We start from the raw sequence: 12,754 nt of genomic DNA, 5'->3' as shown, positions 1-12,754 counted from the left end.
TCCATATAGATCCCGATAATAATATTAAATCAATTTTGCATTTCTCAGAAATATATTTTATCGGTGATGTAGGGTGAATGCCGGCTGCAGTTTTAAAACACGAGTATAATGTCAGTACTATACAGCAAAAATCTTTACCGAAAATCATGGAATTATGGCCTGACCCTTACTATTACAACTGGATTCAGAAAAATAAAGAGTATAACAACCCGGATATAGATCCTCAGGTAATGGAGGATATTGTTTTATTGTGTGGAGAGGTTAGTATGGATTTACCGGTAAATGAAAAATTATAGTAAAAAACCATTGTAAGATAACTATGACTTTTAAAATTAACAAAAATTAAATTTTATTAATCTTTAAATTATATAAAGGTATTTAAATGTCTAAAAGCCAAGAGCAAGAGCAGGAATCCATTGATAATATAAGGCAACAGTTTGATAAAGAATATAAAAATCTTTCGTGGGTTCAAGTTGGATATTTAGCTCTTGGAGCTGACACAGGTAACAAAAAATATGATTAGTTAAATAAACGATATCTAGATCTTAATAAGGATAATTTAAGTATAATACAAAGTGTTATCCAAGCAGTCGGGAATGTTCCTAGTGCATTGCAGTTTACCTGGGAGGCTTCTCAAGTTTTACCTGATCTTGCATTGGAGCTTAATAACCTCAGAAAAGCGAGAAGTGCTACCACTAGTGTAGGTTCTATTGATGCTGGTTGCAAGCTGATAGCAGATGCAGCATCGCTTATAAAAAAATGTGCTTCTGTTTTACATTCCGAAACTATGTCTAATAGTTCAAAAGCAACTCTTTTACAGTCTAAAGTTATCCCATATCTTCTCACGCCTATTTTAAATAAGAGGCTTAGCAAAATAACAAAAAACTTTCAAACTTCCGAAACAGAAAAAATAAATGTATTAGACAAAATAAGTCCTAAATTTATCAGAGAACTATCTACACTAGGAGTAGATTTAATATCTAAAACACTAGAAAGCGATTTAAACCCAAAAGTACAAGAAATATATAAGAATATTAAACAAAAAAACGCGTCATCTCAAGGTGCTATATTAAAAATATACATGACATTTAAAGCACAAAAAATCGCTAAACCTGAATTAATTGCAAATACAGTAGCACTACTTGTAAATTCTAGCGAAAAATTAATTGAAAGTACTCCTTCAACTATAAAAGCTTATAGTCAGCTTAAGCAAATCAGTGTTGGACTAGAATTAACCTAAATATGGAAGGGTTAGATACTGAAACTAAAAAAGAGTTATTAAAAGGCAAAAAACCTCAAATAGTAGAGTTAGTTGAAAATGCCAAAAAAATTATTGATAATTTATCTCCTGTTTTAGAAAAAAATTACCACGATATTTAGATAGTAATAAACAGGATATATTAGATGTTTTAAAATATCCTAAAGTAACGGAAAGAATAGAATCATAAGGGGAAGATCCGGAGTTTATACATAAGGCATTAGATGCATCTACGTCTTTTTTAAAAGATGCTCTGCCGTCAATTACTAAACTTGCAAGTCTCGCTCTTCCTGATAGCGATAAAGTTGCTGATATAATACAAAAATTTCAGTTAATTAATTAAGCCACTTCCAAAGGAAGAGAAATCATAAGAAGAAAAGGTAAAAGAGGTAAAGGAATTGATTAGTCCTTTGATACAAATTAAAAACCATAATCCGGAAATAAGAAAAATAATTGAAAAAGACCTTCCTGAACTATTAACAAAACATGCAAGTAGTTTAGGACCGGTTGTAGATGATTTTTGAAATAAAACACCTAAGGGTCTAAAATTAAAATTAGACGGTGAAAAATTAGTAAAGATAGCCGGTCAGTAAATATGCATATGAATTAATTCAAATTGCCGATAAATTTAGCAAACATGAATACGGTAAAATTATTATTGCTGGCGTTCAAATTATTATCAGATCCAAAAGTGCTAGGAGTAGTAGCAGAAACTATAGTTAATTTAGGAAAAAGTAAATTTAGTAAAGATAAAGAAGTGGTAGGACCGCATACAAGTAAGGTATTAGAAGAAAGACAAAGAGAGATAGGAAAATCCGGTAGAGGAGCCTAAGTCCTGTGCACTTTTAATAGAATAATCATGATTATGGCTCTTTTTAGTTGGAAATGATCAAATTTTTTTGAAATATGCATAACTATTCCTTCAAAAATCTTATTAATTTTTGCTTAAAAAGATCTAATAATTATAATCATTAATCAAAAGTGCACAGGACCTAGAAACATCTTGTTATTATTTGATTAGAATTATATTGTAAATTCAAAGTGTCATTATGAAATTACAAGGATGATAGACAGAAATTATTAGTTAACACATATCACAGGTGCCCTTGATATATTCCCTATTTGTGTCATGCTCGGTTCAAGGCAATGTGGTAAAACTACTTTAACTCACGCTTATATTAAACAGCTTAAAGAAGATGAAAAGAGCTACTTTTTTGACCTTGAGGATCCATCTCACTTAGATCAATTTAAGAATCTTAAAACAACTCTTGAGCCTTTAAACGGTTTAATAGTAATTGATGAAATTCAAAGACAACCTGAAATTTTTCCTTATTGAAGAGTTCTTGCTGACTATTCAAACAAAAAATTTTTAATATTAGGTAGTGCTTCTGGAGCATTATTGCGACAATCTTCAGAATCATTAGCCGGCCGTATTGAATATACGGAGTTTACTCCGTTCAATTTAATAGAGATAAATGGAGATAAATGATTTTAGGGAGTTTGGTTAAGAGGTGGTTTTCCTAAATCATATTTAGCAAAAAATTATGTCCAAAGTCTTAGATGGCGTAATAGCTACATCACTAGTTTTATCGAGCGTGATTTGTCTAGTTTAGGAATATCTCTTAATGCACATGTAATGAGGCAGTTATGGATGATGCTTGCTCATAATCATGGGCAATTATTAAATTATAGCGAGCTTGGAAGGTCACTCGGTTTAAGACTATAAAACGATACTAAAATATTAGAGCAAACTTTTATGATTCGGCTATTAAAACCTTGAGATGAAAATATCTAAAAACGTCAAGTGAAAGCACCAAAAGTCTATATACGAGATAGTGGAATACTACATGCATTATTAGGGATTCACGAACATGATTGGTATGTTCATCCAAAACGCGGTCTTTTATTTGAAGGGTTTGTAATAGAGGAGTTAATACGTAAATTTAAAACGGATGTAGAGTATTTTTTTTGGCGAACGCAAACAGGAATTAGATTTATTAATTATTAAGAATGGTAAGAAATACGGCTTTGAAGTAAAAAATGCTGATGCTCCTAGTATTACTAAATCAATGCATACCGTTCTTGCCGATTTGCAGTTAGAACATTTATATATTGTTACCGCCGGGAATAATATATATAATATATATAAAAAAACAGAAAAATAAGTGTAGTTGGAATAGCGAACTTATCTAATTTACAGTTTGGTTAAAGTATATAAGTTACCATACTTCATTACCTTTAGTCTTATCATTACTTAATAAATTCATGATGACAATTAGAATCAGTAATATTATCTAGTAATATATCTAATTCAGATTTGTCGGTGCTAATAACTAAACTGTTATTAATTAATTTTAAACTACACATACGGGTTTTTAGTTTTTACGTAAGTGAATCTAATAGGAACGCCCGGCATGTCAAAAGCCTCACGCATATTGTTTACTAAATACCTAGTATAGCTATCGGTAATTTTTGCCGGATTATTGGAGAATAGCTTGAAAGTAGGGGGGCGGGTTTTTGTTTGAGTCATATATTTTACACGCACTCTTCTGCCTCCTTTTTGTAAAGGCAGCAGATGTGCTTCCGTAGTAAAATTAAGCCATTCATTTAATTTGCTAGTAGTTATTTTCTTATTCCAAATTTTATAAATTTTAAGACAAGCATCTAGCACTTGTTCAATATTTTGTTTATTTATTGCTGAAATGAATAGAACGGGGATACCTTTAACTTGAGGCAGATGAGTATTTATTTGATAATAAAATTCTTCCTGAAATGCTTCTTTTTCGGATTCTTTAACCAAATCCCATTTATTCACTACTATCACTATACTTCTTCCTTCATTTACCACATGGCTTGCAATATTTAAATCTTGCTGTTTTAAAGGAGCTAAAGCATCAATCATTAAGATTACGGTATTAGCCAATTTAATACTGTTAATAGTATCCGATGCCGATAATTTTTCTAAAGACTCTGTAATAGTAGATTTCTTGCGGAGTCCTGCCGTATCAATCAATTTAATATGATTATTTTTATATTGCCAATCAATTTCAATTGATTCACGAGTAATGCCGGCTTCAGGACCGGTTAATAATCTTTCATCATTAATAAGAGCGTTTATAAAAGTAGATTTTCCTGCGTTAGGTCTGCCACTAACTACTATCTGCAAACAATCTCCTTTAATTGGATCGGCTATATTTGTCTCGATTGATTCTTCTTCAGGTAACTTGGCAATAATTTCGTCATATAAATCAATTAAGCCTGTGCCATGTTCGGCAGAGATAGCTATCATACTATCAAACCCTAATTTATAGTACTCTTTATCAAAATCAAAAGCTTTCTCGCATTTATTAACTACCAATATAGCAGGCTTATTATATTTTCTAACAAAACTACTAAGTAGCTTATCATCAGGTAATATTCCGCTTCTACCGTCAACCATAAAGCAAATTAAATCTGCCTCTAAAATTGCTTTAGTAGTCTGCTCAATTAACCTCTCTCCCATACTATTAGGATTCTCGTCAAGTCCTGGGGTATCAATTAACAAAAATTCAAAAGAGCCGATTTTGCCGTCTGTATATTTTCTATCTCTAGTGACGCCTGGCAAATCGTGAACGATAGCTTTTTTACGTATGCTTAATCTATTGAAAAGCGTTGATTTGCCTACATTCGGACGGCCAACTAAAGTAATGATTTGCTTAGTCATTATTTAATATATTATTATGGTTAAGAGAACTAATAATGCCCCGATAAAACCTACTATATTTGCTATTATAATAGGTGTATTTTTTATTAATATGCCGTATATAAGCCAACTACAAAGAGCAATAGCACTTATAGTAAAGGCGGGCATAGACACAGAAGCCGAAGATTGGCAGGTAAAAATCTTATGAGCCTGTACATAGAACATAAAATTGCCGATTGTACCGACAATTGTCATATATTTTGTGTAAAATGTCATGAATCTTGGAGACATATATTTATTTTTAAAAAGTGGTCTATGTCATTCCTGCGTAGGCCGGAATCCATTAAAATCATATAAAAACTTGTTTTTATATGGTTATTTTATCAAATTATGTAACTCTTATATCAATATTAAAGCTATTTTTTTGGACTCCCGCCTACGCGGGAATGACATACGGCATCCTAAGATAACAACATTCCACATTGACTATCCCTTAAAATTCGCAATTACCGGTATATGATCTGAAGGTTTTTCTTGAGCCCTTAAATTATAATCCATATAGCAATTTTCTAAATAGTCAATAGTATTATTACAACCAAGAATCATATCAATCCTCATACCTTTATTTTGTTCAAAACATCCGGCTCTATAATCCCACCATGAAAATTCTTGTTTACTCGGATGCATTAATCTGTATAAATCCTCAAATCCGGAATTTAGAATAGTGCGTAATTTTTTTTGTTCAACTTCAGTAAAACAAGTAGTTTCAGCCAATAGCTTAGGTGAATATACGTCTATATCGAACGGTGCAATATTGAAATCACCGCCTATGATAGTTTTTTCGTCAAAAGATTTTTTAGTTGATAGATAATTGATAAAATTATCATAAAATGCTAGTTTTGCTACAAATTTATCGCTACCGACAAATGAACCGTTAGGAACATAGAGCGAGATTATATTACAAAACCCTATAGGTAATGATAATTTTATTTCTAAGAATCTTGCTTGATCACTACAGTAATTATTCGGAAAATCCTTAATTATTTCATCGGCAGGAAATTTTGAAATTATAGCAACGCCGTTATATGATTTTTGTCCGTGAACATAAGAATTATAAGGTAGATCGGATAATGCATCAAAAGGAAATTTTGCGGTTTCGCATTTTATTTCTTGCAATAATAAAATATCCGGATTTTCTTTAGATAAAAAATTACGCAATAAATTAAGTCTTGTTTTTATGGAATTAATATTCCAAGTAGCTATTTTCATGTTTGTTTTGCTATATCTTCTAATTTTGTATTACGGAATCGCCACTCAAGAAAACCAAAATGATAAATTAAGAGACTAGTAATAAATGCTCTGGCAATTACTATACTCATTGAATATCATATTGTATGATAATTTGTATTACTACTGTACATATCTAATAATATGCTAAAAGCTATAGCCTATAAATACAGTGATTGGAATACTAACTCCTCTTGGTGTCCTCTTAATTGCATTTTCTTTCATAATAAAATCTCGTAATATTATATCACAATTAGCTGTAATGAAAGCAAAAAACGGTCTCCAAAAACTTAGAGGCTCAATTTTGTGAATAATAACAATTGCAACTCCTCTCAGTAATATAAGTAACTGCTGCTGTCATGTCGGTATTGCCGCTTTGAATATCTAACTTGATACCAGTTATCTTGATTGTACTCAATATTGATACCTATTTTTGCAGCAATAGCGTTCATTAATTCTATATCCATACCGGAAACGGTAGTATGACCGTTTGAAGCAGCAATTAAGTATTGATAAGGCTCATTTACATACCATGCATTTATCAAAGTTTTTTTATCAGCTGTCCCTTCGCATTCTAAAATTGCTTGTTGTTTGTTCGTGTCTATGCTTAAAGCATAAATTTTTAGAAATGAGAAGTATAAAACCAAAGCCTTTAAGCACGAACTACTTTAATTTCACCGTCAGAAAATTTAATATTAAAAATTTTTTCATTCGCAGCAATAATTTTAGAAGATAAAAAATTACCCGTTTCTCCTTTAACTATAGCAAAACCTCGTTTTAATACGTTGTGATAATCAAGGCTTGCAAGTAACGTACTATTTAATTCTAATTTATACTCAAAGTTTTTCAAAGTATTATTTGCCGATTTTGATAGATAAGCTGTTTGATGTGTTAATTCTAATGTTTTGTAATTGATTATTTTAGCAGGGTTAACTCTTTCTTTAGAAAAAGATTTTATCTTTGTTTCTTGTAGTTCAATAAAGCACGGTAAAGCATCTAGTAAATTAAAACCGGTTTCGTCCAGTAATTGTTGCCTATTATTTATATAGTGAGAGAGATATCTGTGTATTTTATTGTAATTTACTATATTTTGTTCGTGATATTTAATTAACCGGCTAGTATTATTCAATAATATTTTTTCATAAGATTGTAGCGTGTTATTTAAAATAGAGCGTACCGGTACAGCAAATTCTGCGGCAGCAGTCGGTGTTGGGGCTCTTTTATCGGCTGCTAAATCTATTAAAGTATAATCTACTTCATGACCTACTGCGGAAATAATAGGAATTTTTGAGTTATAAGCAGCACGTACTAATATCTCATCGTTAAATGACCAAAGATCTTCTATAGAACCGCCACCTCTAGCAACGATTATAACACGTGGTTTATTTACCTCTTCTAAATTGTTAAATCCTTCAATTGCTTCAGCAATTTCATTGCCAGAATTTTCGCCTTGTACGCTAACCGGCCATATTATTATCCGAGTCGGAAAACGTTCGCGAATACGATGAATAATATCTTTAATAACAGCACCGGTTATTGAAGTGATAACGCCTATTTTATCAGGTAAAAAGGGTATAGGAATACGTATTTTATTAAATAAGCCTTCTTGCTCGAGCCTTGCTTTACGCTCATTTAGAATTTGCAGCATAGCTCCAAGTCCTGTGGGTTGCAAATTATCTACCGATAATTGATAACGTGAATTACCTGCATAACTTGAGAGTTTACCGCTAATTACTACTTCCATGCCGTCATTTAAAGGAAATTTGATTGTAGCAAGAATAGGACGCCAGCAAGTACAGGCTAAAATGGCGGTATTTTCTTTTAAGTTAAAATAAGCATGACCTGAGTTTGCTATTTTTAAGCCTGAAATTTCGCCTTTTACCTTAATATAGCCAAAATTATTTTCTAATAGTTCTTTGATTTTATTAGAAATCTCACTAACTGAAAACTCTTTGGTTGCTTGATGCGCAATGAAATTGTCTAGCATTTTATTAGTATTTGGTGTTTTGCGCTGAGGGTAACACATTATTAGTCATTACGAGGAGAAACTATAAGTTTTGACGAAGCAATCTCAGGAGTTTATCCTACTTTATGAGATGGCCACGTCAATGCTATGCATCTCCTCGCAATGATGATTATCATCTCCATAGAATAACCTTGTACTACAAAAGAGCAAGCAAAATTTTTTATTATTTGATATATTGCTAATAGCTTGCTATTATTTTTTACTATTAAAATATATTTATTACATATAAATGCTACTGCGAATAATATGTTTGCTTATTATCATAATATTTTCTTTGGTAAGTTTTGCCGCTCTTTCTAAGAATGGTCAAAATATTAAAATAAGCAATATTATAGCTGACTTCGTAGAGTATAATGAAAATCAGGATTTGATATATGCTAAAGGTAATATAAGAATTATTACGGATGAATATTTATTAACGGCAGATAATTTACTTTATGATATAGAAAACGATATTTTATGGGCAGAAGGTAATATCCGAATTAAGGATAAACAAAATCGGATAATAGAGGGAGACAAAGCGGTTTTAAAAGATGAATTTAAGAAAGGTATCATATCGGAATTCATTTTGCTTTCCGGTGATAATAATCTTTTAATTGCTAAACTTGCCGAAAGAATAGATGAAAATAATCTTAAGCTGCACCATGCCGAGTTTACCCCTTGTGATGTTACTTGTAATAGAAACCCTATTTGGCAAATTGCTGCTAAGGATACTTATATTCATTCCGCAGAGCATAGAGTAGTTTATAAAAACGTGTTTTTTGAAGTATACGGTGTACCGATTTGTTACTTACCGTATTTTTTCCATCCGACTCATACGGCCCCTGCAACTTCTGGATTATTGGTACCTGACGTCAAAAATAAAGGGTTTGGCATCCCCCTATATCTACGTGCAAAACCTAATATCGATTTTACTCTCACTCCAAGAATTTTTAGTAAATATCAAACTTATGAGCTAGAAGCACGTTATCGCCTGAATGATACCGATAATATGAATTTTCAAGTTAGTTATGGTAAATTACCGTATTTTCTAGAAAAAGATGGAAGTGTAGTGAAAAATAAAAAAGTTTCTTCTTATCATTATATAGCAAGCGGTCATTTTATTAGTACCGATAAAGTTTATGATTACGGTTTCAGGGTGGAGCGTACATCGGATAAAGCTTATTTAAAAAATTATTATAATAACTACGCTTCATATTTAACTTCTAAAATATTCTTAAATAAAATTCATGAGGTTGATTATTTTTCGGCGGAAGGATTAAGTTTTCAAGGCTTAGGTAGTAATGATCGTAAATATACCGATCCTCTAGTATTACCAAAAATCAATACAAAAAACGTGATAAATTTGAATGATAATGACAACAGCCATATCATTGTTGAAAATAATACGTTAATGTACAAAGAAAGAATAGGAAAACAAGTTGCTAGAACCTCTTTGCAACTATCCTTTATGCATAATGTGCTGACTGCTTCAGGACAAATTTTTGATTTTGCTGCTAAAGATAGAGGCGATTTTTATCTTGCTAGGCGAGCTTATGTAGATAAGCTGAGAGAAAGTAAATCATTTCAAAGGAATATACCGGCATTGCAAACTTTATGGCGTTATCCGTTAGTAGGCAATATAACAAAAACGATAAATTTACTTATTGAGCCGGTAGTTTCTTTTACTATGGGACGTAAACTATCTAAGAAAGATAAAAATTTTGTTATAATTGATCCTGCTAAATATGAATTATCCGAAAAAAATATCTTTTTATCCAACCGTTATAGCGGTATTGATTGCCATGATTTCGGTAATAGATTAAGTTACGGCTTAAATACTAGTATTGCTAAAGAAGAAAATTATTTAAAATTATTTTTAGGACACTCCCGTAATACAAGATATAGTATAAATTTGCCAGCTGATGATAAGGAAAATGTAGGGCAGATACTAGGTAATCTTTCTAATAATTTAGAAGTGTTTTATAGTTTTCGGAAAGATAGATATTTCAGACCTATTAGGGATGAAGTGGGAGGAAATTTTAACTATGATAAGATTAACTGTCTAGGTAGTTTTATTCAGCTTACCAATCTTAACAAATATTATTCCGTAGAAAGTATAAAGGTTTCAAATAATAGAGTACGACAATTTTATGGAGACATAAATTATCAGCTAGCGGAAAATTGGACTATAGGCTTTGGTGCACGCATTGATCTCTCTAGACGATCTCCAAATTTACTTACACGAACTATTAGGATGACATATTCTAAAGATTGTGTTAGAATTACTGCAAAGATTTATTCCGATTATCTAGCCGATGGAAGTAGAGGAATCAAAAAGACTACCTCTTCGCCGACTATTTCTATCGGTTTAAAAGTTTTAAACATGTGAGTATACTCGTTTTATTTGAAAAATTGGCTATGTCGTCTTATAAGTTCTGCGGTGTTCACGTACTAAATGTACGATCCGCTTCTTGACTTATAGACTCCTTGCTCTTTTCCAAATAAAACTTCGTCTACTTACTGGTCACTTATTCAGAGTATCACATGAGAAAATTATTATTAATCATTACCGTTTTTTTTACTTTTAATGTAGCACAAGCATCATTACCGAATATAGTAGCATCCGTAAATGATGAACCTATTACTCTTAATGAGTTCCGTGCTAGAAAAAAAATGATTATGACACTAAATAATGTTGCAAGTCTAACGCCTGCTCAAGAGAAGCAGCTAAGTGACTTAGCACTTAAGAGCTTAATTGACGAATCTTTGCTTTTTCAATATGCAGGAGATAGAGAAATTGCGCAAGAAGAGATAGAGAACGCTATTAAGTCTATTGAAGATCGTAATAAAATGCCTCACGGTTCTCTTCTTCAGTATCTAAAAAGCAGATCGGTTAATCCTGATAGTTTTATTTCCCAAATTAAATCCGAGTTGATTAAAATGAATATTTTATCAAGTCTATCAAGATCGGTACAAGTAAGTAATAAAGAAATAGATGTTGCAATTTTATCTAGCGATCAAAAAGACGTAGAAATTTCAATGCAAGTATTTACATCTAAAGATGGTGGCAATAAAGCGTTTACGCAGATGAATAATTTGAAAAATCGACTCAAAAAATGTGCGGATGTTAAAAAATCGCTTTATGATAATTTTGCTACTATGCAAATTATTACCGATAAACTTAGCAAGATAGAAGGCGTAAAACAAACTATTGTAAAGGACTTAACTCCTGATAAAGCAAGTAATGTTTTTGCAGTAAATAACAAATTTGAAATAACATTAGTGTGCAGCAAAAAAATCTTAAATGTTAATGAAGATGAAAATAATTATGTAGTAAATTTCCTAACCAATAAAAAGATTTCGCAAAAAGCACAAAAAATGTTTGAAAATATGCGTAAGAAAGCAGCTATAAAAATAATGCTGCCGTCTTAGTATGTGTTATTCTATGTCATTCCCGCGTAGGCGGGAATCCAGAAAAATAACCTTGATTATTAATACAGAATTATATTTGATAAAAACAAACATATAAAAACTTGTTTTTATATGTTTTACTGGATTCCTGCTTGCACGGGAATGACATACCATATGCTCCCTTCAATTGCAAAACACGCAGCTTTACATCAAGTTAATCCTCTTAAGAAGCACGGACAAAATTTTATTTTTGACAGTAGTCTATGTGATAAAATCGTACGTGCAAGTAACCTGGCAGAAAATAGCCGAGTATTAGAAATAGGGCCCGGCACAGGAGGGTTAACTAGGTCAATATTGCAGAAAAATCCTGAATCCTTAACTGTTATAGAAACAGATGAGAGATGCCTCCCGCTCCTTAATGAGATTAAAGAATATTATCCTAATCTAAATATTATTAAACAAGATGCTCTTAAAATAAATTTAACTGATTTAAGCTGTGATATAGTCAATTCAGTTGGATTTGCATACAAGAAGCGAGAAGCGAAGCCTATAACTAATAGGAGAGCAAACGATATAGGCGAGTCTAAATTAATTGACTATAAAGTAACTATAATCTCTAATTTACCGTACCATATAGGTACTGAGTTAGTGATTAGATGGCTGAAAGAAGCACGGCTAATTACTAGTATGACGCTAATGTTACAAAAGGAAGTAGTAGAACGTATTTGTGCTATACCCTCAACTAAAGCATATGGTAGGTTATCGGTAATATGTCAGTTAATAGCTAAAGTGGAAAAGTGCTTTGACGTAGCGCCAACTGCTTTCTATCCAGCTCCTAAAGTATATTCTGCGATAGTTAAACTAATACCTTTAGAAAATCCGCTGTCTATTGCTCTGATAAATAAAGTTGAGCAAATAACAAAGCTTGCTTTTGCAGGACGACGGAAAATGATCAAATCATCACTGAAAAATCTTTTACCTAATATACATGAAGTATTAACTCAGTTGAAAATCAATGATAATTATCGCGCTGAAAATCTTACCCCTCAAGATTATTTGAGAATTGCTGAAATATTATAGCTTGCATCATTCAGCTTTATCTAACTTT

Annotated in this window: 13 protein-coding genes and 2 pseudogenes; 9 read left to right on the top strand and 6 right to left on the bottom strand. The window is 31.7% G+C overall.

Annotation, left to right across the window (positions count from 1 at the left end):
• Positions 1-77 precede the first annotated feature (77 nt).
• From BG75_RS05615 to BG75_RS10715, 6 genes and pseudogenes are all read left to right on the top strand, one after another.
• Entirely contained in the window at positions 78-296 is a 219-nt protein-coding gene (locus BG75_RS05615; RefSeq protein WP_062811725.1) for a hypothetical protein, read from the top strand.
• Positions 297-382: 86 nt separating this feature from the next.
• Entirely contained in the window at positions 383-523 is a 141-nt protein-coding gene (locus BG75_RS10110) for a hypothetical protein (RefSeq protein ID WP_252903683.1), read from the top strand.
• An 87-nt stretch (positions 524-610) separates the two neighbouring features.
• Positions 611-1,240 carry a hypothetical protein gene (locus BG75_RS10105; protein WP_252903682.1) on the top strand — a complete coding sequence of 210 codons (630 nt, stop codon included), beginning with the start codon at positions 611-613 and terminating at the stop codon, positions 1,238-1,240.
• A 2-nt stretch (positions 1,241-1,242) separates the two neighbouring features.
• On the top strand, positions 1,243-1,380 hold the full coding sequence (locus BG75_RS10100) for a hypothetical protein (protein WP_252903681.1): 138 nt from the start codon (positions 1,243-1,245) through the stop codon (positions 1,378-1,380).
• A 515-nt stretch (positions 1,381-1,895) separates the two neighbouring features.
• Complete coding sequence (locus BG75_RS05600) at positions 1,896-2,090, top strand: hypothetical protein (protein ID WP_062811724.1); 195 nt, start codon at positions 1,896-1,898, stop codon at positions 2,088-2,090.
• 261 nt (positions 2,091-2,351) lie between these two features.
• Positions 2,352-3,467, top strand: a pseudogene (locus tag BG75_RS10715) (ATP-binding protein).
• 150 nt (positions 3,468-3,617) lie between these two features.
• On the opposite strand, the gene der reads toward BG75_RS10715, so the two are convergent.
• The 6 genes and pseudogenes from der to BG75_RS10710 all read right to left on the bottom strand — a co-directional run bounded on the left by der (position 3,618) and on the right by BG75_RS10710 (position 8,517).
• Complete coding sequence (der, locus tag BG75_RS05590) at positions 3,618-4,961, bottom strand: ribosome biogenesis GTPase Der (protein ID WP_062811723.1); 1,344 nt, start codon at positions 4,959-4,961, stop codon at positions 3,618-3,620.
• Between the two features lie 3 nt (positions 4,962-4,964).
• Positions 4,965-5,231, bottom strand: a complete 267-nt coding sequence (locus BG75_RS07775; protein WP_084777241.1) for a SemiSWEET family sugar transporter — start codon at positions 5,229-5,231, stop codon at positions 4,965-4,967.
• 195 nt (positions 5,232-5,426) lie between these two features.
• The gene (gene xth, locus BG75_RS05580; RefSeq protein ID WP_062811722.1) at positions 5,427-6,209 is read right to left on the bottom strand and encodes an exodeoxyribonuclease III; all 783 of its coding nucleotides are present in this window, start codon (positions 6,207-6,209) and stop codon (positions 5,427-5,429) included.
• Between the two features lie 350 nt (positions 6,210-6,559).
• On the bottom strand, positions 6,560-6,874 hold the full coding sequence (locus tag BG75_RS05575) for a hypothetical protein (RefSeq protein ID WP_252903679.1): 315 nt from the start codon (positions 6,872-6,874) through the stop codon (positions 6,560-6,562).
• Between the two features lie 5 nt (positions 6,875-6,879).
• Positions 6,880-8,214, bottom strand: a complete 1,335-nt coding sequence (gene xseA, locus BG75_RS05570) for an exodeoxyribonuclease VII large subunit (protein ID WP_062811721.1) — start codon at positions 8,212-8,214, stop codon at positions 6,880-6,882.
• Positions 8,215-8,306: 92 nt separating this feature from the next.
• A pseudogene (locus BG75_RS10710) lies at positions 8,307-8,517 on the bottom strand (hypothetical protein).
• Between BG75_RS10710 and BG75_RS05565 the strand changes: the two are divergent.
• The 3 genes from BG75_RS05565 (at position 8,483) to rsmA (ending at position 12,726) form a co-directional block, all read left to right on the top strand.
• The gene (locus BG75_RS05565) at positions 8,483-10,624 is read left to right on the top strand and encodes an LPS-assembly protein LptD (RefSeq protein ID WP_062811720.1); all 2,142 of its coding nucleotides are present in this window, start codon (positions 8,483-8,485) and stop codon (positions 10,622-10,624) included. The pseudogene BG75_RS10710 and the gene BG75_RS05565 overlap by 35 nt on opposite strands.
• Positions 10,625-10,779: 155 nt before the next feature.
• Positions 10,780-11,667 carry a SurA N-terminal domain-containing protein gene (locus tag BG75_RS05560; RefSeq protein ID WP_062811719.1) on the top strand — a complete coding sequence of 296 codons (888 nt, stop codon included), beginning with the start codon at positions 10,780-10,782 and terminating at the stop codon, positions 11,665-11,667.
• A gap of 153 nt (positions 11,668-11,820) precedes the next feature.
• Positions 11,821-12,726, top strand: coding sequence for a 16S rRNA (adenine(1518)-N(6)/adenine(1519)-N(6))-dimethyltransferase RsmA (rsmA, locus tag BG75_RS05555; protein ID WP_062811718.1), 906 nt, complete (start codon positions 11,821-11,823; stop codon positions 12,724-12,726).
• Positions 12,727-12,754 lie beyond the last annotated feature (28 nt).

Origin of the sequence: Rickettsia endosymbiont of Proechinophthirus fluctus (genome assembly GCF_001602635.1) — a bacterium.
Lineage (GTDB): Bacteria > Pseudomonadota > Alphaproteobacteria > Rickettsiales > Rickettsiaceae > Rickettsia > Rickettsia rickettsii.
Note: the sequence above shows the minus strand (reverse complement) of the source record. Positions and strands in the feature narration are given on the sequence as shown.

Coding starts and splice junctions, on each gene's coding strand:
- BG75_RS05615 (WP_062811725.1), top strand. CDS start 78: ATGCCGGCTGCAGTTTTAAAACACGAGTATAATGTCAGTACTATACAG.
- BG75_RS10110 (WP_252903683.1), top strand. CDS start 383: ATGTCTAAAAGCCAAGAGCAAGAGCAGGAATCCATTGATAATATAAGG.
- BG75_RS10100 (WP_252903681.1), top strand. CDS start 1,243: ATGGAAGGGTTAGATACTGAAACTAAAAAAGAGTTATTAAAAGGCAAA.
- BG75_RS05600 (WP_062811724.1), top strand. CDS start 1,896: ATGAATACGGTAAAATTATTATTGCTGGCGTTCAAATTATTATCAGAT.
- der (WP_062811723.1), bottom strand. CDS start 4,961: ATGACTAAGCAAATCATTACTTTAGTTGGCCGTCCGAATGTAGGCAAA.
- BG75_RS07775 (WP_084777241.1), bottom strand. CDS start 5,231: ATGTCTCCAAGATTCATGACATTTTACACAAAATATATGACAATTGTC.
- xth (WP_062811722.1), bottom strand. CDS start 6,209: ATGAAAATAGCTACTTGGAATATTAATTCCATAAAAACAAGACTTAAT.
- xseA (WP_062811721.1), bottom strand. CDS start 8,214: ATGCTAGACAATTTCATTGCGCATCAAGCAACCAAAGAGTTTTCAGTT.
- BG75_RS05565 (WP_062811720.1), top strand. CDS start 8,483: ATGCTACTGCGAATAATATGTTTGCTTATTATCATAATATTTTCTTTG.
- BG75_RS05560 (WP_062811719.1), top strand. CDS start 10,780: ATGAGAAAATTATTATTAATCATTACCGTTTTTTTTACTTTTAATGTA.
- rsmA (WP_062811718.1), top strand. CDS start 11,821: ATGCTCCCTTCAATTGCAAAACACGCAGCTTTACATCAAGTTAATCCT.